This is a genomic window from Aquabacterium sp., assembly GCF_035476535.1.
Taxonomy (GTDB): domain Bacteria; phylum Pseudomonadota; class Gammaproteobacteria; order Burkholderiales; family Burkholderiaceae_C; genus Pseudaquabacterium.
The window spans coordinates 25,489-44,209 of the sequence record NZ_DATILJ010000258.1 but is presented as its reverse complement, the minus strand read 5'-3'; the positions used below and the strand labels follow the sequence as shown (position 1 = coordinate 44,209).

Below are 18,721 nucleotides of genomic sequence, written 5' to 3'. Positions count from 1 at the left end.
GCACGATACGCCTCCACCTGCTCCATGCACCGCTGCGCATGTTGTCGATCCGTGGTCATCTCGCCTCGTTCGTTGATTGCCGAGACGCGAGATTCGCTGCTTCATCGTCCCGGGGATAGATGGGTTGGCGGAACGCTTACGGCAAAAGCGCGACCACTTGAAGCCAGGCTGCGGCCGGGAGGCTGATGAGTCATCGGGCGCCCCGAAAGAGCGCAACAGCATCTCCATCGCCCGAAACGGCAATGGCGCTGGCCGGCAACAGGCACGACGAGACGCGAGGCTCCGCCCGACTTCACGGACCCCGGCAATTGCGCCGGCGGTGTTGTCGAGATGCGTGGCCGCTACTCGTGAACGGCCCTGGGAGAGACGCCCTACGCAGCCTTGAACGGCAGCACCTGCGCGCCATCGCGCAAGCGGTCTAGGTAGTCGGCCCACCTCACCATCAGTTCGCGGCGCTGCTCGGCGAACGTGGTGCGGTTGTAGGCCCTGCCCAGGGCATCAGGCACCGCGTGCGCCAACTGCGCTTCGATCACCTGAGGGTCGATTCCAAGGCGCTCGGCGGCCATCGTGCGGGCCATCGCGCGGAACCCGTGGGCCGTCATGTCGTCATTGCTGTAGCCCAGCCGGCGCAACGCACTGCGAACCGTGTTTTCGCTCATGCACCGCTCGCCGGTCAGCAGCGACGGGAACACGTAGCGGCCGTGCCCAGTGAGCGAGCGCAGTTCCTTGAGGATCGCCACGGCTTGCGGCGCAAGCGGGACAACATGCGCACCGCCATTTGCCTTGTCGTTCTTGCGACGCTTCATCAGTGCGCCGGGAATCGCCACCTGCGCGCCTTCCAGATCGACCCATGCCCACTCCATCTGCCGCAGTTCACCTGGGCGCAGGAACAGCAGCGCCGACAGCGCCAGCGCATCGCGCGTGACAGGATGGCCGGCATAGTCGCCCATCGCACGCAACAGCTCGGCGGCTCGCTTGGGGTCCACGATAGCGGCCAAGTGACGCGTCGGCACGGGCGGCAGCGCGTCGCGCAGATCGGCGGCCGGATTGCGCGTGCACGTCCCGGTGGCGATGCCGTAGCGAAACACCTGCCCGCAGGCGTCTTTCAGACGGTGCGCGGTTTCGATGGCACCCCGCGCCGTCACTCGGCGCAGGCAGGTGAGCAGTTCCGGCGCCTCAAGCTCGCCGACGGGCCGTCGGCCCAACCAGGGGAACGCGTCTTGCTCGAACCTGATGCGGGTTCGCTCGGCATGGCCGGCACTCACCTTGACTTCGTGAACTGTGGTCAGCCACTCCCGCGCTACGGCCTCGAAAGTGCCCGGCCCGGGCTTCCCCTCGGCTGCAAGCCGGTCAGCCTCAGCCTGGGCCGCCTGGGCCGCCTTGTCGGCCTTGCGCGCGGCGCTGGGGTCAACGCCGGCTGCGATCAGGCCTCGCGCCTCATCGCGCCGCTGTCGGGCCAGCGCCAGCGGCACGTCGGGGTACACACCCAGCGACAGCATTTGTTCCTTGCCGGCGAAGCGGTAGCGAAGGCGCCACCAGCCGGCGCCGCCGGGCTGCACATCCAGGCGCAGGCCTCCGCCATCGCTCAGCTTGACCGGTTTGCTGGTTGCTGCGGCCGCCTTCAATTTGGCGCGGATGGTTTTGTCTGTGAGGGTGTCTGTGCTTGCCATGCGGGTAACTTTACCCCGCATGAACCCACATCCGAACGGGTTACCCGCAAAGCTACCCGCAGGTTTGGCGGCAAGTAGCGGCGTTACCCGCATCTATCTGGACATGAAAAAAGCGCTAAGGCGTTGATTTCCTTAGCGCTTTTCTGCTTTGCGGTCCTATGTGGACCTTAACTTGGTGGAGCCGGGGGGAATTGAACCCCCGTCCGCAAGCCATCACCGGCCAGTTCTACATGCGTAGCTGTCTGATTTGGATCTCATGGTTCCGGTCGCGCAGCAGCACGCTACCTGAACCACCAGTCACTGAATCTCGTCCTGAGCCGAGTGACCCGGCTCAGCACCAGCCAATGTGAATAACCTCGCAGCCTTCCGCCTTGCGGCTTCAGGCCCGGCCCATCGGCCAACCGTTGCGAGGCTCACCGGTTTTAAGCGGCGAGGGCGTACGAAGTATCGTTCGCAGTTACTTTGTTTCCAGATGGATTTACGAGCTGACTGGTGCTCGGCATGCCCTGAACCGACTCCGTACCCACGTCGAAGCCAGGTCGGCCCCAGAACGCGTAGTTTAGGCCAGTTCCAGCCAGTTCAAGAGCTGCATCGGCGATTGCAGCACCTGATCGGCGCCCCAGGCCTCCACCGACTCGCCCGCGCCCAGGTAGCCCCAGGCCGCCGCGAGCGTGGCCATGCCGGCGCTGCGTCCGGCCTGCATGTCGCGTTGATCGTCGCCGACGTAGACGCAGCGCGACGCCGGCAGGCCCAACCGGCGCGCCGCTTCGAGCAGCGGCGCCGGATGCGGCTTGGCATGCGGCGTGGTATCCCCGGCAATCAGCACCGCCGCCTGCTGGTGCAGGCCCAGGCCCTGCACCACCGGCTCGGCAAAGCGCATCGCCTTGTTGGTGACGATGCCCCAGGGCAGGCCCACTTCCGCCAAGGCCTGCAGCAAGGGCTTCACCGCCGCGAAGACACAGGTCTCCTGCAGCAGGCGCTGCGCATAACGCGCAAGGAACGCGTCACGCAGGGCTTCGAAACCCGCGTCGCCGGGCACCAGGCCGAAGGCCGCACCGACCATGCCGCGCGCGCCCGAGCCGACCATCGGCCGCAAGCGCTCATAGGGCAGCGGCGGCAGGTCTTGCGCCGCGCGCAGGTCGTTCGCGGCACCGGCCAGGTCGGGTGCGCTGTCGATCAAGGTGCCGTCCAGGTCGAACAGCACGGCGGCGCAGTGCGCTCTCACAAACACCTGTGGCTCTGCCACTTGGCTTGACCCCATTGGGGAGCAGACGACGCAGGTCGTCGGGCTGGCGGCATTCATGTCGGTTTGCGGCAGGCCAGGAGGTAGTTCACCGAGGTGTCCGCCGACAGGCGGTAGCGCTGCGTCAGCGGGTTGTATTCCATGCCCTTGAACTGCGCCACCTCGAGCCCGGCCTCACGCGCCCAGCGTGCCAGTTCGCTCGGCCGGATGAAGCGGGCGTATTCGTGCGTACCCTTGGGCAGCAGCTTCAGCACATGCTCGGCACCGACGATGGCCATCACAAAGGCCTTGGCATTGCGGTGGATCGTCGAGAAGAACGCCCAGCCGCCCGGCTTGACCAGCGTGGCGCAGGCACGCACCACCGAGGCCGGTTCGGGCACATGCTCCAGCATCTCCATGCAAGTCACCAGATCGAACTGGCCCGGTCGTTCAGCGGCCAGCGATTCGGCGGATTGCTCCCGGTAGGCCAAGCCGCCCACTTCGGCTTCCAGTGCGTGCAGTTGCGCCACCTTCAGTGGCTTGCTCGACAAATCGATGCCTAGCACATCGGCACCGCGCCGCGCCATCGATTCGGCCAGGATGCCGCCGCCACAGCCGATGTCGGCCACGGTCTTGCCGGCCACACGGGCCAGGCCATCGATCCAGTCCAGCCGCAAGGGGTTGATCTGGTGAAGCGGGCGGAACTCACCGTCGGGGTCCCACCAGCGGTGCGCGAGCTCGCCGAACTTGGCAAGCTCCAAAGGGTCGGCATTGATCATCCGGCGATGCTACCCGGCTGATCGGCAAGCGTGCGGCCGTGCCGGGCGCACAAAGCAAAAAACCCCGCCGAGGCGGGGTTTTCGAGCAAACCTGGAAAGGTCTACTTGCGGGTCAACCGATCCGCAAGGTTTACTTGCAGATCACTCGGTCCACAACGGTCACTTGCGGGTGCGCGTGCCGACGACTTCAATCTCGACGCGGCGGTTCTTGGCCCGGCCCTCATCGGTCTTGTTGTCAGCCACGGGCTGCTTCTCACCCTTGCCTTCGGTATAGACGCGGTTCTTCTCGACGCCCTTGCCGACCAGGTAGGCCTTGACCGATTCCGAGCGTGCCACCGACAACTTCTGGTTGTAGGCGTCGCTGCCGATCGAGTCGGTGTGGCCGACGGCGATGATGACTTCGAGGTTGATGCCACCGGTCTTGCTGACCAAGTCATCAAGCTTGGCCTTGGCTTCGGGCTTCAGCACCGACTTGTCGAAGTCGAAGAATGCATCAGCGGCGAAAGTAACCTTTTCGCTCACCGGAGCGGGAGGAGCAGGCGGAGCGGCGGGAGCCGGAGCAGGTGCCGGAGCGGCCGGTGCAGCCGGGGCCACAGGCGCCGGAGCGGGCGGAGCGGCAGGCTTGGGCGGTTCGGGCTTGATCGCGCCGTCGCATTCCTCGGCCGCGGTGGCGGGCGTCCAGACCGAATTGCGCCAGCACAACGTGCCATCGCCATTCCGCCAGACGGTGCCATCGGTGCTGCGCCAGTTGTCAATCGACTTGCCCTGGGCAAGCGCCATCATCGGCACGGCCAATGCAGCCGAGGCGAAGAGCACCGCCACCTTGTTCAGTTTCTTCATGATTCTCCTCTCAAGGAAAGCCGCAGTAGGCCTGCGATACGTCCAAATCGGAAGCAATAAGAGCCGGCAAAAACTCGTTTTGGCGAGCCTTCACCACCGACAAAACATTGTGCCAGAGGATCTTTGGCAGGCTGCATTTTCAGCCGATGGAAGCGGCCAGCCTGCCGTGATGTTGCGAAGCCGCGACAACAGCGGCCGCATAGAATGAGCTGTTGCCGCGCGGGCCGTCTGCCCGCGGCCCCCTTTGCATCGGCGTGACCGCCGCCCCGCGCATGACCCAGTTTGCCAAGGAAACCCTGCCCATCAGCCTCGAAGAGGAGATGCGGCGTTCATACCTCGATTACGCGATGAGCGTGATCGTCGGCCGTGCGTTGCCGGATGCGCGCGACGGCCTGAAACCGGTGCATCGCCGCGTGCTGTTCGCGATGCACGAGTTGAACAACGACTGGAACCGCGCCTACAAGAAGTCAGCGCGCATCGTCGGTGATGTGATCGGTAAGTACCACCCGCACGGGGACACCGCCGTCTACGACACCATCGTGCGCATGGCGCAGGATTTCTCGCTGCGCCACATGCTGGTCGATGGCCAGGGCAACTTCGGCTCGGTCGATGGCGACAACGCCGCGGCCATGCGCTATACCGAAATCCGCCTGTCCAAGATTGCGCACGAGATGCTGGCCGACCTGGACAAGGAAACGGTCGACTTCGCGCCGAACTACGACGGCTCGGAGAAAGAGCCGACGGTGCTGCCGACCCGGCTGCCGAACCTGCTGATCAACGGCGCGGCCGGCATCGCCGTGGGCATGGCGACCAACATCCCTCCGCATAACCTGAATGAGGTGGTGGACGCCTGCCTGCACCTGCTGAAGGCACCGCAGGCCACGCTCGAAGAGTTGATGGAGATCATCCCGGCGCCGGACTTCCCGACTGCCGGCATCATCTACGGCCTCAATGGTGTGCGCGAAGGCTACCGCACCGGCCGCGGCAAGGTGGTGATGCGGGCCAAGTGCCACTTCGAAGACATCGACAAGGGCGCGCGCCAGTCGATCATCGTCGACGAAATCCCTTACCAAGTTAACAAGAAGACGCTGCTCGAGCGCATTGCCGAGTTGGTGCACGAGAAGAAGATCGAAGGCATCAGCCACATCCAGGACGAGTCCGACAAGTCGGGCATGCGCGTCGTCATCGAGTTGAAGCGCGGTGAAGTGCCCGAGGTGGTGCTGAACAACCTGTACAAGCAGACGCAGCTGCAGGACACCTTCGGCATCAACATGGTGGCGCTGATCGATGGCCAGCCCAAGCTGTGCAACCTGAAGACACTGCTCGACATCTTCCTCGAACACCGGCGCGAGGTGGTCACCCGCCGCACGGTGTACGAGTTGCGCAAGGCCCGTGAGCGCGGCCATGTGCTCGAAGGCCTGGCCGTGGCGCTGGCCAACATCGACGAGTTCATCGAGATCATCAAGAACTCGCCGACACCGCCGGTGGCCAAGACCGGGCTGATGGCCAAGAGCTGGGACTCCTCGCTGGTGCGCGAGATGCTGATCCGCGCCGAAGGCGACACCACCGGCGGCCGCGCCGCCTACCGGCCTGAGGGCCTGCCGGCGCAATACGGGCTGCAGGCCGATGGCCTCTATCGCCTGTCCGACGACCAGGCCGGTGAAATCCTGCAGATGCGCCTGCAGCGCCTGACCGGGCTGGAGCAGGACAAGATCATCGGCGAATACAAGGAAGTGATGGCCCAGATCGCCGATCTGCTGGACATCCTGGCCCAGCCCGAGCGGGTGACGACGATCATCGGCGACGAGTTGATTGCGCTGAAAGCCGAGTTCGGCACGACCAAGCTGGCGGTGCGCCGCAGCGTGATCGAACACAACGTGCAGGAACTCGGCACCGAGGATCTGATCACACCCACCGACATGGTGGTCACGCTCAGCCACACCGGCTATGTCAAGAGTCAGCCGCTGGCCGAATACCGCGCGCAGCGCCGCGGCGGCCGCGGCAAGCAGGCCACGCAGACCAAGGAAGACGATTGGATCGACCAACTCTTCATCGCCAATACGCACGACTGGATCCTGTGCTTCAGCGACCGTGGCCGCGTCTATTGGCTGAAAGTCTGGGAAGTGCCGCAGGGCTCGCGCAATTCACGCGGCAAGCCCATCGTCAACATGTTCCCGTTGCAACCGGGCGAGAAGGTCACCGTGGTGCTGCCGCTGACCGGCGAGTTCCGGACCTTCCCCGCCGACCACTTCATCTTCATGGGCACGGCGCTAGGCACCGTGAAGAAGACCGCGCTCGATGAATTCAGCAACCCGCGCAAGGCCGGCATCATCGCCGTCGACCTCGACCAGGGCGACCAGTTGATCGGCGCCGCACTCACCGACGGCAAGCACGACGTGATGCTGTTCAGCGATGGCGGCAAGGCCGTGCGCTTCGATGAGGACGACGTGCGCCCGATGGGCCGCCAGGCCCGCGGCGTGCGCGGCATGATGCTCGACGATGGCCAGAACGTCATCGCGATGCTGGTGGCCGAAGACGAAACCCAGAGCGTGCTCACCGCCACCGAGAACGGCTATGGCAAGCGCACCTCGATCGTCGAGTACACGCGGCACGGCCGCGGCACCAAGGGCATGATCGCGATCCAGCAGAGCGAGCGCAACGGCAAGGTCGTGGCCGCCACGCTGGTGCGGCCGACCGACGAGATCATGCTGATCACCGACAGGGGCGTGCTGGTGCGCACCCGCGTCTCGGAGATCCGTGAACTCGGCCGCGCCACCCAAGGCGTGACGCTGATCGCGCTGGACGACGGCTCCAAGCTCTCGGGCCTGCAACGCATCGTCGAGAACGATGCCAATGATGCCGGCGGCGAAGCCGAAGGCGATACCGATCCCTCTTCACCTCTCAACGAGACCCCATGACCTTGATCCGTTCGTTGTCGGTGGCTGCCGTCCTGGTCGCCGCCACGAGCCTGTGCGCCGCCCAGGGCACGGCCTCATCCGCAAGCGCGGTCTCGCCGGCCAAGAAAGAACTGGCCCTGAAAGTGGTGCAACTGCAGCAGTCCGCGATCGAGAACGCCGGGCGTCAGCTGGCCGAACAGTCGATCGCACCGCTGGTTCAGCAGATCGGCATGCTGCTGCAGACTCGCGTGCCGCCGGAGCAGCGTGAAGCGCTGGCCAAGGACATCCAGGGCGACATCCGCAAGTACGGCGACGAGACGGTCCCGCTGCTGCGCGAGCGTGCACTGAAGCTGGGCCCGACGACGATCGGCCCGCTGCTCGAAGAAAAGCTCAGCGAAGACGAGCTGAAGCAGGTCATCGCAATGCTCGAGGCGCCGATCTACCGCAAGTACCATGCACTGAGCCCGGACATGCAGCGCGTGCTGCAGGAGAAGCTGGTGGCCGAAACGCGCGCGACGATCGAGCCCAAGCTGCAGGCGCTGCAGGAAACAATTGGCAAGCGGCTGAACCCGGCCGGTGCCGCCAGCGCACCGACAGGCACCAAGCCAGCGGGTCCCAGGGCCTCCGCGTCGGCGCCCAAGGCCGCCGCTTCGTCGCCCAAGAAATGAGCCTGAGACGCCGCCCCTACAACTTCGCACCCGGCCCTGCCACGCTGCCGGAGCCAGTGCTGCGCCAGGCGGCCGAGGACATGCTCGACTGGCAGGGCTGCGGCATGGGCGTGATGGAGATGAGCCATCGCGGCCGCGAGTTCATCTCGATCGCAGCAGCCGCGGAAGCCGACCTGCGTGAACTGCTGGCGGTGCCGCCGCAGTTCCGCATCCTGTTCATGCAGGGGGGCGGGCTCGGTGAAAACGCCATCGTGCCGATGAACCTGTCGCGTGGCGGCCAGGTCGACTTCGTGGTCACCGGCTCCTGGTCGCTGAAGTCCTCGCGCGAGGCGCAGCGCTACGCCGATGTGCACGTAGCCGCCAGCAACCAGGCCGAGCGCCACACGACGGTGCCCGCGCCGGCCAGCTGGCAGCTGCGCCAGGACACGCGCTATGTGCATCTGTGCACCAATGAAACCATCGATGGTGTCGAGTTCCATGCGCTGCCGGACCTGGCAGCGCTGGGCTGCGATGCGCCGCTGGTGATCGATTGCTCCTCGCACATCCTGTCGCGTGCCATCGACTGGTCCAAGGTCGGTCTGGCTTTCGCCGGTGCGCAGAAGAACGTCGGCATCGCCGGCCTGACGATGGTCGTCGTGCGCGAAGACCTGCTGGGCCATGCGATGAGCATCTGCCCGTCCGCCTTCAACTACCAGACGGTGGCCGAGGCCGGCTCGATGTTCAACACGCCGCCCACCTATGCGATCTACATCGCCGGGCTGGTGTTCAGGTGGCTGAAGGCGCAAGGCGGCATCGCGGCGATGGAAGCGCGCAACATCGCCAAGGCCAGGCTGCTGTACGACACCCTCGATGCCTCGGCGTTCTATGTCAATCGTGTCGCCCGCGATGGCCGCTCGCGCATGAACGTGCCTTTCTTCCTGCGCGACGAATCGCTGAACGAGGCCTTCCTCGCTGGCGCCAAGGAACGCGGCTTGCTACAGCTGAAGGGCCACAAGAGTGTGGGTGGCATGCGCGCGTCGATCTACAACGCGATGCCTCTCGACGGCGTGCAAGCGCTGGTGGACCATTTGAATGACTTTGCCCGGCGACATGGCTGAACCGATGGCTTCCGCTCCTGCACAACCCGAACTGCTGCTGCTGCGTGAACGCATCGATGCGCTGGACCGCGAACTGCTGGCGCTGCTGAACCGCCGCGCCACGCTGGCGCTGGAGGTCGGCGAGGTCAAGAAGCGCGAAGGCTCGGTGGTCTTCCGCCCCGAGCGCGAAGCCCAGGTGATCGACGGCCTGAAGAGCGTGAACCCGGGCCCGCTGCAGGCCGAGAGCGTGGCGCCGATCTGGCGCGAGATCATGTCGGCCTGCCGCGCGCTGGAAACGCCGACGCGCGTGGCCTACCTCGGCCCGGCCGGCACCTTCAGCGAAGAGGCGGCGCTGGGCTTCTTCGGCAGTTCCATCGTGCGCGTGCCCTGCGCCAGCTTCGACGAAGTGTTCCGCGCCACCACCGCCGGCGCGGCCGATTTCGGCGTGGTGCCGGTCGAGAACTCCACCGAAGGCGTGGTCGCGCGCTCACTGGATCTGTTCCTGACGACGCCACTGTTCATCATCGGCGAGACCAGCCTGATCGTGCGTCACAACCTGCTGCGCAAGCACAACAGCCTGGCTGCGATCAAGGCCGTCTGCGCGCACCCGCAAGCGCTGGCGCAATGCCATGGCTGGCTGAGCCATCACCTGCCGGATGTCGAGCGCCGGCCCGTGTCCAGCAACGCCGAAGGCGCCCGGCTGGCGTCGCAGGATCCGGGACTGGCGGCCATCGCCAGCCCGCGCGCAGCGACCGAGTTCGGCCTGCATGTCGTGGCCCCGGCGATCCAGGATGACGCCCACAACCGCACGCGCTTCGCGGTCATCACGCACCCCGACCGGCACCCGGCGCCGAAGCCGTCCGGCCACGACTGCACCAGCCTGATCGTCTCGGTCGACAACAAGCCTGGCGCGGTGCATGACATGCTGGTGCCGCTGAAAGTGCACGGCGTCTCGATGACGCGCTTCGAATCGCGGCCGGCGCGCTCGGGCCAGTGGGAGTACTACTTCTACATCGACATCGAGGGCCACCCGGACGAAGAGCGTGTCGGCACCGCGCTGCGCGCCCTGCGCGAGGCCTGCGCCTTCTTCAAGGTGCTGGGCACCTATCCCATCGACGTGCACTAGACCGAGCCCCTCACGACCATGTTCAACCAGCTCGGTGTCATTGGCTGCGGCCTGATGGGCGGCTCGTTCGCGCTGGCGCTCAAGCGCGCCGGATTGGTCAAGCGCGTGGTCGGCTACAGCAAGTCGCCGTCCACCACCGAGTTGGCCAAACGCCTGGGCGTGATCGATGTCGCCGCCGAATCGGCGCTGCTGGCGGTGGCCAGTTCGGACATCGTGCTGATCGCCGTGCCGGTGGCCGCCACGGAGTCCACCTTCAAGGCCATCCGCCACCTGGTGGAGCCGCATGTGCTGTTCATGGACGTCGGCTCGACCAAGCGCGATGTGGTGGACACCGCGCGGCGTGTGCTGAAGGAACGCGTCGGCGCCTTCGTGCCCGCGCACCCGATCGCCGGCAAGGAGAGCGCCGGCGTGGCGCATGCCGATGCCTCACTGTATGCCGGCCGCCAGGTGATCCTGACGCCGCTGGCGCAGACCGCGCCCGAGCTGGTGCAGAAGGCCACCGACGTCTGGTCGGCCATCGGCTCGCAGGTGCTGAAGATGACGCCGGAGAACCACGACTCCGCCTTCGCCGCCGTCAGCCACCTGCCGCACCTGCTGGCCTTCGCCTACTTCAGCGCGATCATGAACCAGCCCGCCGGGCGCGATTTCCTGTCGCTGGCCGGCCCGGGGTTCCGTGATTTCACGCGCATCGCGGCCAGCGATCCGGCGGTGTGGCGAGACATCCTGCTGGCCAACCGCGAAGAGGTGATGAAGCAGGCCCAGCGCTTCCGCCATTCACTCGATGCGATCGAACACGTCATCCGCGCTGGCAACCCGCAGGCGCTGGAAGACCTGATCCGCGGTGCGGCCGAGGGCCGCAGCAACTGGCAGATCGGCAGCTCGCGCGGCACCCCTGGCAAGTAGTCCGCGGCAAGCCGCCGCCGGCCCTGGTTTGAACCTGCTCCATGTACGACATCCCCTTTCTTGATCTGCCTCCGCTGCGCATCGCTGCCGGCGCGGTGCGCCTGCCCGGCTCGAAGAGCATTTCCAACCGCGTGTTGCTGCTGGCCGGGCTGGCCGAGGGCCAGACCCTCGTGCACGACCTGCTGGACTCCGACGACACGCGGGTGATGCTGGCGGCGTTGCGCGCACTGGGCTGCACGCTGCAGGACGGCCCCGGCGGCAGCCTGCGCGTCACCGGCATCGGCGGTCGCCTGGCCGTGCACGACGCGGCGCTGTTCCTCGGCAATGCCGGCACCGCGATGCGCCCGCTGGCCGCCGCGCTGGCCGTGCTCGTCGCGCTGCAAGGCGGCCGGTTCGAGCTCTCCGGCGTGCCGCGCATGCACGAGCGGCCGATCGGCGACCTGGTCGATGCGCTGCGCCAGCTCGGCTGCGGCATCGACTACCTCGGCGCCGAGGGCTACCCGCCGCTGCGCTTGAACGGCACGGCCGGTGGCACGTTGCACACCGGCCGCGAGATCCGTGTGCGCGGCGACGTCTCCAGCCAGTTCCTCACCGCCTTGCTGCTGGCCTTGCCGCTGGCCAGCGCTGCGGCGCCGGTGGTCATCGCGGTCGATGGCGAGCTGATCTCCAAGCCCTATGTCGAGATCACGCTGAACCTGCTGCAGCGCTTCGGCATCCCGGTGCAGCGCGAAGGCTTCGAACGCTTCACCATCCCCCAGGGCAGCGTCTACCGCTCGCCCGGCAACATCCATGTCGAGGCCGATGCCTCGTCGGCCTCGTACTTCATCGCGCTCGGCGCCATCGCGGCCAGCGAAGCACCGGTGCGCATCGAGGGTGTCGGCCCCGATTCGATCCAGGGCGACATCCGTTTTGCCGAAGCCGCCCAGGCCATGGGCGCGCTGATCGAAGGCAGCCCCGGCCGGCTGACCATCCGCCGCGGCGCCTGGCCACTGCGTGCCATCACGCTCGATTGCAACCACATCCCCGATGCGGCCATGACGCTGGCGGTGATGGCGCTGTATGCCGAGGGCACGACGCGGCTGAGCAACATCGCCAGTTGGCGCGTGAAGGAAACCGACCGCATCGCCGCGATGGCCGCCGAGTTGCGCAAGCTCGGCGCCACCGTCATCGAAGGTGCCGATTTCATCGAAGTCACACCGCCGGCCGCGCTGGCCGACTGGCAGCACGCGGCCATCCACACCTACGACGACCATCGCATCGCGATGTGCCTGTCGCTGGCGGCGTTCAACCCGGCGCGGCTGCCGGTGCGCATCCTCGACCCGAAGTGCGTCGCGAAGACCTTCCCGGACTACTTCGAGGCGCTGTTCAGCGTCACCCGCGCCGAAAGCCAGGACATCCCGGTGATCACGATCGACGGGCCCACCGCGTCTGGCAAGGGCACGCTGGCCGCCAGCGTCGCGGCGCGGCTGGGCTGGCACCAACTGGATTCGGGGTTGCTGTACCGCGCCACCGCGCTGGCCGCCCAGCGCCGCGGCGTGGCCGGCGACGACGAAGCCGCGCTGTCGCGGCTGGCCGCCAGCCTGACGCTGCGCTTCGATGGCGAGCGCGTGCTGCTCGGCGACGAGGATGTCGCCGCCGAGCTGCGCATGGAGCCGGTCGGTGCGATGGCCTCCCGCATCGCCGCGCTGCCGGGCGTGCGCGCCGCGCTGAACGCGCTGCAACTGTCGTTCCGCCGCCTGCCCGGCCTGGTGGCCGACGGGCGCGACATGGGCACGGTGATCTTCCCCGCCGCCGCGCTCAAGGTGTTCCTCACCGCGAGCCCCGCGATGCGTGCCGAACGCCGGCATAAGCAATTGATTTCAAAGGGGATTCCGGCTAATATCGCCGACCTTCGTGCCGATCTGGAAGCACGCGACGCGCGCGACAAAAGTCGCCTCGTTGCGCCCTTGCAGCCAGCCGAAGACGCGTTGTTGCTCGACAACTCGGGCCTGAGCATCGATGAGTCGGTGGATCAAGTCCTCCAGTGGTGGGCCCAGCGCAATTTGCTAGAGTGACTCAAGGAACCAGCCGCCTGAAAGCGGGTCGTTCCCAGTCCAGCCCGCCGCGCTTCCCGCCTGGTCGTCAGACCGTCCCGAGCACGGCGATTTCGTCAACTCACCCGCAACCCCCGTTGCATTCACTCGCCGGCTTCTCAAACTTGGTTTCCGCCGGCACCAAGGAATCCCACATGTCCCAAACCCAAACTGCCACCCCGTCCGGCATGGAAAGCTTTGCCGCCTTGTTCGAAGAGTCGCTGCAAAAGAGCGACATGCGCGCCGGCGAGGTCATCTCCGCCGAAGTCGTGCGCATCGAACACAGCCACGTGGTGGTGAACGCCGGCCTCAAGAGCGAGGCTTACGTTCCGATCGAAGAATTCAAGAACGACCAGGGCGAAGTTGAAGTCCAGGTCGGCGACTTTGTCTCGGTGGCCATCGACGCCATCGAAAACGGCTACGGCGACACCATCCTGTCGCGCGACAAGGCCAAGCGCCTGGCCTCGTGGCTGTCGCTGGAAACCGCGCTGGAATCGGGTGACTTCGTCTCCGGCACCGTCTCCGGCAAGGTCAAGGGCGGCCTGACGGTCCTCGTCAACGGCATCCGCGCCTTCCTGCCCGGCTCGCTGATCGATACGCGCCCGGTCAAGGACCTGACGCCGTACGAAGGCAAGACCATGGAGTTCAAGGTCATCAAGCTCGACCGCAAGCGCAACAACGTCGTGTTGTCGCGCCGCGCGGTCGTCGAAGCTTCGATGGGCGAAGAACGCGCCAAGCTGCTCGAGACGCTGCAAGAAGGCGCCATCGTGCACGGCGTGGTCAAGAACATCACCGAATACGGTGCGTTCGTCGACCTCGGCGGCATCGACGGCCTGCTGCACATCACCGACATGGCCTGGCGCCGTGTGCGTCACCCGAGCGAAGTGGTCACCGTCGGCCAGGAACTGTCGGCCAAGGTGCTGAAGTTCGACGCCGAGAAGAACCGCGTCTCCCTCGGCATCAAGCAGCTGGGCGATGACCCGTGGCATGGCGTGTCGCGCCGCTACCCGTCGTCGACCCGCCTGTTCGGCAAGGTCACCAACATCGCCGACTACGGCGCGTTCGTCGAGATCGAACCCGGCATCGAAGGCCTGGTGCACGTCTCGGAAATGGACTGGACCAACAAGAACGTCGCCCCCAGCAAGATCGTCACGCTGGGCGACGAGGTCGAAGTCATGGTGCTCGAGATCGACGAAGACAAGCGCCGCATCAGCCTGGGCATGAAGCAGTGCAAGGCCAATCCGTGGGAAGAGTTCAGCTCGAACGTGCACCGCGGCGACAAGGTCAAGGGCCCGATCAAGTCGATCACCGACTTCGGCGTGTTCGTCGGCCTGGCCCAGGGCATCGATGGCTTGGTGCACCTGTCCGACCTGTCGTGGCACGAAACCGGCGAAGCCGCCGTGCGCAACTACAAGAAGGGCCAGGAAGTCGAAGCCCTGGTGCTGGGCATCGATGTCGAGCGCGAGCGCATCTCGCTGGGTATCAAGCAGCTCGACGGCGACCCGTTTGCCAACTACACCTCGGTCAACGACCGTGGCGCGCTGGTCAACGGCAAGGTCAAGACGGTCGATCCGCGTGGCGCCGAGATCCAGCTGGCTGACGATGTCACCGGCTACCTGCGTGCCAGCGAAATCAGCCGCGACCGCGTCGAAGACGCACGCAACGTGCTGAAGGAAGGCGAAGACGTCACGGTGATGATCGTCAACGTCGACCGCAAGGCGCGTTCGATCCAGCTGTCGATCAAGGCCAAGGACGCCGTCGACCAGCAGGAAGCCATGCAGCGCCTGTCGCAGAGCAACGAGCGCGAGACCGCCGGCACCACCAGCCTGGGCGCCCTGCTGCGCGCCAAGCTGGACAACCGGGAATAAGAAGCCAGGACTGCCGATACCGACATGACGCGTTCAGATCTCGTGGCCAAGCTGGCCGAACGATTCGGCCAGCTGACGCAGCGCGACACGGAATTCGCCGTGAAAACGATCCTCGATGCGATGAGCGACGCCCTGGCGCGTGGCCACCGCATCGAGATCCGCGGTTTCGGCAGCTTCTCGATCAACCGCCGGCCGCCGCGCGTGGGGCGCAATCCCCGCAGTGGCGAGAAGGTGACGATCCCCGAGAAGCTGGTGCCGCACTTCAAGCCGGGCAAGGCCCTGCGTGAATCGGTGGACGACCGGCTGCCGGTGCTTGATGACGAGCCGATCGGGCGTTAGGCATCGGCACCCGCACGCGTCACTGTGGCGCCGTGGCGCCATCCCGCAGTCAATGGGGCCCTCCGGGGCCCTTTTTCATGGCCGTCGCGCTGAGTAGACCCGGCTCTGCAGGGCTACTCAGATCCCCTCGGGGGACGGCCGGCGAAGCCGGCCTTGGGGCACTCCTTAGAATGGCGCCGCGATGCGCTTCTTCGTCTGGGCTCTGCGGGCCTTCATCTTCTTCACGCTGTTCGCGTTTGCGCTGAACAACGAACAACAGGCCGTCGTGCACTGGTTCTTCGGCGCGCAATGGCGCGCGCCGATGGTCATCATCGTGCTCGTGGCCTTTGCCGGCGGCGCCGCACTCGGCGTGCTGGCGATGGTGCCGGCCTGGTGGAAGCACCGCCGCGTGGCCCGGCGCAACGCGCCGCCGCCGCCGCCACCGCCCAAGCCGGTGCTCGATCCGATCACTGCCGCGCCCAGCGAGTTCGGCCCTGAACACCCGCCGCGGGAAGGCTTGTGACTGAATTCGACTGGCAATGGCTGCTGATCGGCCTGCCGGTGGCGTTTGCGCTGGGCTGGGTCGCCTCGCGCTTCGACCTGCGGCAATGGAAGCGCACCGACCGGGAAGCACCCAAGGCCTACTTCAAGGGCCTGAACCTGCTGCTGAACGAACAGCCCGACAAGGCCATCGATGCCTTCATCGAAGCGGTGCAGGCCGACCCCGACACCAGCGAACTGCACTTCGCGCTCGGCAACCTGTTCCGCCGGCGCGGCGAGTTCGAGCGTGCGGTGCGTGTGCACCAGCACCTGCTGCAGCGCGCCGACCTGCCCCGCGCCGAGCGCGAGCGCGCCCAGCACGCGCTGGCCCAGGACTTCATGAAGGCGGGGCTGTTCGACCGCGCCGACGAAGCCTTCCGCGCGCTGGAAGGCACGCCCTTCGATACCGAAGCGCGGCTGGCGCGGCTGGGCCTGTACGAACGCTCGCGCGATTGGCGATCCGCCGCCGAAGTGGCCGCCCACCTGGAAAAGAGCGGCACCGGCTCATTCGCGACGCGCATCGCGCACTACCACTGCGAACTGGCGCTGGAGGCCGACGATCGTGGCGACGCGGCAGCGGCCGACAGTGCGCTGGCCAAGGCCATCGACGTGGCACCGCATGCAGCACGCCCGCTGCTGCAGCGCGCGCAGCGGCTGACACGCCAGGGCGCCACCGCGGCCGCGCTCGCCGCCTGGGCCGAATTGCGCCAGCGTGCGCCGGAGTCGTTTGCCCGCGTCGCCCACGAGTTCGTCGCGTTTGCCCAGGCCGCCGGCCAGGCCGAGGCAGCCGCCCAGGTGCTGGCGCCGCTGTATGAACGGCTGCCGTCGATCGACCTGCTGCGCGCGTTGGCCACGCTGGAGGGCACGACACCCGGCGCCTCGCCGCGCCTGCTGGAGTTGCTGCGCAGCCAGCCCAGCTTGTCGGCGGCCCTGGAGTTGCTGGACACGCCGCGCGCCAGCTGGCCCGAGTTCGCTCGCCAGAGCGTGCGGGATGCCGTCGCCCGCGCCGCGAGGCCGCTGCAGCGCTACCGCTGCGCCGCCTGCGGCTTCGAAGCCCAGCGCCACTTCTGGCAATGCCCGGGCTGTCTCAGCTGGGACAGCTTCCCGCCCCAACGCATAGAGGAACTCTGACCCACGAGGTCAACGACCCAGGTGCCGCTCAAGTTGCGCCAGCACCTCGTCCAGCGTCGGCACCTGCCCCTTGCCGCCCAGGCTGGCCACCCGGCCCGGGCCGGTGATGCCGGCCAGTCCGGGTTCATGGTCGCAGTAGATGCCGATGGTCGGTGCGCCGAAGGCCGCGCCGAGGTGCGAGAAGCCGGTGTCCAGCCCGACGATCTGCCGCACCTGACCCAGTACCGCGGCAGTATCGGCGACGGACAGGAACGGTGGCACCAGCCCGTCGCAGCCGGCGGCAATGCGTTCGGCACGCTGGCGTTCTTCGTCGCTGCCCCAGATCAGCACCGGCTTCAACCGCGCCTGCTGCAGGCGCTGGCCCAGCGCGATCCAGTGTTCTTCGGGCCACAGCTTCTCGGGCCGGCTGGCGCAAGGGATCAGCGCCGCGCTCAGCACCGGCGCGCGCCAGCTGCCCAGCGGCGGCGTGATGCCGAAGACCGGTGCTTCGGTGGGCATCGGGTAGCCGAGGTGCGCCGCGGCCAGGCGCCGGCAGCGCTCCACCGCGTGCAGCGTCGGCGAGACGGCGGCCGTGCGCTGGTAGCACAGCGCGGCCATCGGCTCGCGGATGCTGGCGCGGTCATAGCCCACCAGCGGTCCGCGCGCCTGCAGGCCCCACATCGCGCTTTTCAGCAGCCCCTGCAGGTCCAGCACCAGGTCGTAGGTCTCGCGGCGCAACTCGGCGCGCAGCGTGGCCAGCGCCGCACGCGTCTCGCTGCGCCACAGCGTCTTGCGCCATTTGCGCCAGGCCAGCGGCAGCACGCGGCTCACGGCGGGGTGCAGGCGGGGAATCGCCGCGAACGGCGCTTCGACCAGCCAGTCGATCGTGATGCCGGGGCGCAGCCGCCGGATGTCGTCGATCGCCGGCAAGGCATGCACCACGTCGCCCATCGACGAGGTCTTGACGATGAGCAGCTTCACTCAGTGGTTCGACTTGGCTTCGGCAACCAGCGCCGGATTGAAGCGTGCATCGTTGTACATCTTGAACTGACGGTAGACCTTGAAGTAGGCCCGCCCGGCCTGCGCATCGGCCAGCAGCGCATCGAGACAAGACCCGAGGTCGGCCCGCTGCTGCTTCAGACGGGCCAGCTTCACGTGGCTGGCGGCGATGTGCTCACTGTCGACATCCTCGCGCTCGGTCTGCGCGCGCATCGCGTTGACCTTCAGCGCCATGATCGACATCCGGTCGATCATGCTGCCGGCGGTTTCGCTGTTCAGCCGCGCCCCGTGCGGCACGGTGGACACGGGGGTGTCGGTGCGTGCCGACGCGGCGTCGACCAGGCCCAGCGCCACCAGCAGCAACTCGTCGATACGCTCGGTGGCGTCGTTGCGGGCCTGGTTGAAGCCGTCGATCGCGCGCTTGTTCGCGGCGATCTCGGCATCGCTGACCCGCGTGCGCCGCGCCAGGTCTTCTTCCGCCCACAGCCGGCAATTGAACAGGTGATTGGTCTGCGCCCAGCGCCAGACCCCCTCGTCACGCGGCGCGGGCTGCTGCGCCGGCCAGTCGGCAGCGGCAAGCAGGCCATCGTGCAGCGTGATCACGTCGGCGGCGCTCAGCAAGGGGTGGGGCAT

16 protein-coding genes and 1 other RNA gene are annotated in these 18,721 nt (G+C 67.0%); 10 read left to right on the top strand and 7 right to left on the bottom strand.

The features are described from left to right. Window positions 1-371 precede the first annotated feature (371 nt). The 5 genes from VLK61_RS26160 to ompA all read right to left on the bottom strand — a co-directional run bounded on the left by VLK61_RS26160 (window position 372) and on the right by ompA (window position 4,511). A complete protein-coding gene (locus VLK61_RS26160) occupies window positions 372-1,670 on the bottom strand; it encodes a tyrosine-type recombinase/integrase (protein WP_325425533.1) in 1,299 nt (432 codons plus the stop codon). 173 nt (window positions 1,671-1,843) lie between these two features. Continuing rightward, window positions 1,844-2,217, bottom strand: a transfer-messenger RNA (tmRNA) gene (gene ssrA / locus VLK61_RS26155). A gap of 12 nt (window positions 2,218-2,229) precedes the next feature. Beyond that, on the bottom strand, window positions 2,230-2,931 hold the full coding sequence (locus VLK61_RS26150; RefSeq protein ID WP_325425537.1) for an HAD family hydrolase: 702 nt from the start codon (window positions 2,929-2,931) through the stop codon (window positions 2,230-2,232). Window positions 2,932-2,969: 38 nt separating this feature from the next. Then, the gene (gene ubiG / locus VLK61_RS26145) at window positions 2,970-3,671 is read right to left on the bottom strand and encodes a bifunctional 2-polyprenyl-6-hydroxyphenol methylase/3-demethylubiquinol 3-O-methyltransferase UbiG (RefSeq protein WP_325425531.1); all 702 of its coding nucleotides are present in this window, start codon (window positions 3,669-3,671) and stop codon (window positions 2,970-2,972) included. 159 nt (window positions 3,672-3,830) lie between these two features. After that, window positions 3,831-4,511: an outer membrane protein OmpA gene (ompA, locus tag VLK61_RS26140; protein ID WP_325425529.1), complete on the bottom strand. Its 681-nt coding sequence runs from the start codon at window positions 4,509-4,511 to the stop codon at window positions 3,831-3,833. 272 nt (window positions 4,512-4,783) lie between these two features. Here ompA and gyrA point away from each other — a divergent pair, with 272 nt between their 5' ends. From gyrA to lapB, 10 genes are all read left to right on the top strand, one after another. Further along, window positions 4,784-7,429, top strand: coding sequence for a DNA gyrase subunit A (gyrA, locus tag VLK61_RS26135; protein ID WP_325425527.1), 2,646 nt, complete (start codon window positions 4,784-4,786; stop codon window positions 7,427-7,429). Beyond that, the gene (locus tag VLK61_RS26130) at window positions 7,426-8,076 is read left to right on the top strand and encodes a hypothetical protein (protein ID WP_325425525.1); all 651 of its coding nucleotides are present in this window, start codon (window positions 7,426-7,428) and stop codon (window positions 8,074-8,076) included. Before gyrA ends, VLK61_RS26130 begins: the two co-directional genes overlap by 4 nt. Then, complete coding sequence (serC, locus tag VLK61_RS26125) at window positions 8,073-9,173, top strand: 3-phosphoserine/phosphohydroxythreonine transaminase (protein WP_325425523.1); 1,101 nt, start codon at window positions 8,073-8,075, stop codon at window positions 9,171-9,173. Before VLK61_RS26130 ends, serC begins: the two co-directional genes overlap by 4 nt. Before the next feature lie 4 nt (window positions 9,174-9,177). Next, window positions 9,178-10,278, top strand: a complete 1,101-nt coding sequence (gene pheA / locus VLK61_RS26120) for a prephenate dehydratase (RefSeq protein WP_325425521.1) — start codon at window positions 9,178-9,180, stop codon at window positions 10,276-10,278. A gap of 18 nt (window positions 10,279-10,296) precedes the next feature. Beyond that, window positions 10,297-11,181: a prephenate dehydrogenase gene (locus VLK61_RS26115; protein ID WP_325425519.1), complete on the top strand. Its 885-nt coding sequence runs from the start codon at window positions 10,297-10,299 to the stop codon at window positions 11,179-11,181. Between the two features lie 41 nt (window positions 11,182-11,222). Continuing rightward, window positions 11,223-13,235 carry a bifunctional 3-phosphoshikimate 1-carboxyvinyltransferase/cytidylate kinase gene (locus VLK61_RS26110; protein WP_325425517.1) on the top strand — a complete coding sequence of 671 codons (2,013 nt, stop codon included), beginning with the start codon at window positions 11,223-11,225 and terminating at the stop codon, window positions 13,233-13,235. 173 nt (window positions 13,236-13,408) lie between these two features. Continuing rightward, complete coding sequence (rpsA, locus tag VLK61_RS26105) at window positions 13,409-15,121, top strand: 30S ribosomal protein S1 (RefSeq protein ID WP_325425515.1); 1,713 nt, start codon at window positions 13,409-13,411, stop codon at window positions 15,119-15,121. A 24-nt stretch (window positions 15,122-15,145) separates the two neighbouring features. Further along, window positions 15,146-15,460: an integration host factor subunit beta gene (locus VLK61_RS26100; RefSeq protein WP_325425512.1), complete on the top strand. Its 315-nt coding sequence runs from the start codon at window positions 15,146-15,148 to the stop codon at window positions 15,458-15,460. A gap of 181 nt (window positions 15,461-15,641) precedes the next feature. Then, a complete protein-coding gene (locus tag VLK61_RS26095) occupies window positions 15,642-15,962 on the top strand; it encodes a LapA family protein (protein WP_325425509.1) in 321 nt (106 codons plus the stop codon). Then, complete coding sequence (gene lapB, locus VLK61_RS26090; protein ID WP_325425507.1) at window positions 15,959-17,110, top strand: lipopolysaccharide assembly protein LapB; 1,152 nt, start codon at window positions 15,959-15,961, stop codon at window positions 17,108-17,110. Before VLK61_RS26095 ends, lapB begins: the two co-directional genes overlap by 4 nt. A 9-nt stretch (window positions 17,111-17,119) precedes the next feature. On the opposite strand, the gene waaC is transcribed toward lapB, so the two are convergent. Together waaC and VLK61_RS26080 are read right to left on the bottom strand one after the other, a co-directional pair. Then, entirely contained in the window at window positions 17,120-18,070 is a 951-nt protein-coding gene (waaC, locus tag VLK61_RS26085) for a lipopolysaccharide heptosyltransferase I (protein WP_325425505.1), read from the bottom strand. Further along, complete coding sequence (locus VLK61_RS26080) at window positions 18,071-18,721, bottom strand: DUF4254 domain-containing protein (RefSeq protein ID WP_325425503.1); 651 nt, start codon at window positions 18,719-18,721, stop codon at window positions 18,071-18,073.

Excerpts from the sequence above, each read along its gene's own strand:
- VLK61_RS26160 (WP_325425533.1), bottom strand. The coding sequence starts at position 1,670 with ATGGCAAGCACAGACACCCTCACAGACAAAACCATCCGCGCCAAATTG.
- VLK61_RS26150 (WP_325425537.1), bottom strand. The coding sequence starts at position 2,931 with ATGGGGTCAAGCCAAGTGGCAGAGCCACAGGTGTTTGTGAGAGCGCAC.
- ubiG (WP_325425531.1), bottom strand. The coding sequence starts at position 3,671 with ATGATCAATGCCGACCCTTTGGAGCTTGCCAAGTTCGGCGAGCTCGCG.
- ompA (WP_325425529.1), bottom strand. The coding sequence starts at position 4,511 with ATGAAGAAACTGAACAAGGTGGCGGTGCTCTTCGCCTCGGCTGCATTG.
- gyrA (WP_325425527.1), top strand. The coding sequence starts at position 4,784 with ATGACCCAGTTTGCCAAGGAAACCCTGCCCATCAGCCTCGAAGAGGAG.
- VLK61_RS26130 (WP_325425525.1), top strand. The coding sequence starts at position 7,426 with ATGACCTTGATCCGTTCGTTGTCGGTGGCTGCCGTCCTGGTCGCCGCC.
- serC (WP_325425523.1), top strand. The coding sequence starts at position 8,073 with ATGAGCCTGAGACGCCGCCCCTACAACTTCGCACCCGGCCCTGCCACG.
- pheA (WP_325425521.1), top strand. The coding sequence starts at position 9,178 with ATGGCTTCCGCTCCTGCACAACCCGAACTGCTGCTGCTGCGTGAACGC.
- VLK61_RS26115 (WP_325425519.1), top strand. The coding sequence starts at position 10,297 with ATGTTCAACCAGCTCGGTGTCATTGGCTGCGGCCTGATGGGCGGCTCG.
- VLK61_RS26110 (WP_325425517.1), top strand. The coding sequence starts at position 11,223 with ATGTACGACATCCCCTTTCTTGATCTGCCTCCGCTGCGCATCGCTGCC.
- rpsA (WP_325425515.1), top strand. The coding sequence starts at position 13,409 with ATGTCCCAAACCCAAACTGCCACCCCGTCCGGCATGGAAAGCTTTGCC.
- VLK61_RS26100 (WP_325425512.1), top strand. The coding sequence starts at position 15,146 with ATGACGCGTTCAGATCTCGTGGCCAAGCTGGCCGAACGATTCGGCCAG.
- VLK61_RS26095 (WP_325425509.1), top strand. The coding sequence starts at position 15,642 with ATGCGCTTCTTCGTCTGGGCTCTGCGGGCCTTCATCTTCTTCACGCTG.
- VLK61_RS26080 (WP_325425503.1), bottom strand. The coding sequence starts at position 18,721 with ATGCCCCACCCCTTGCTGAGCGCCGCCGACGTGATCACGCTGCACGAT.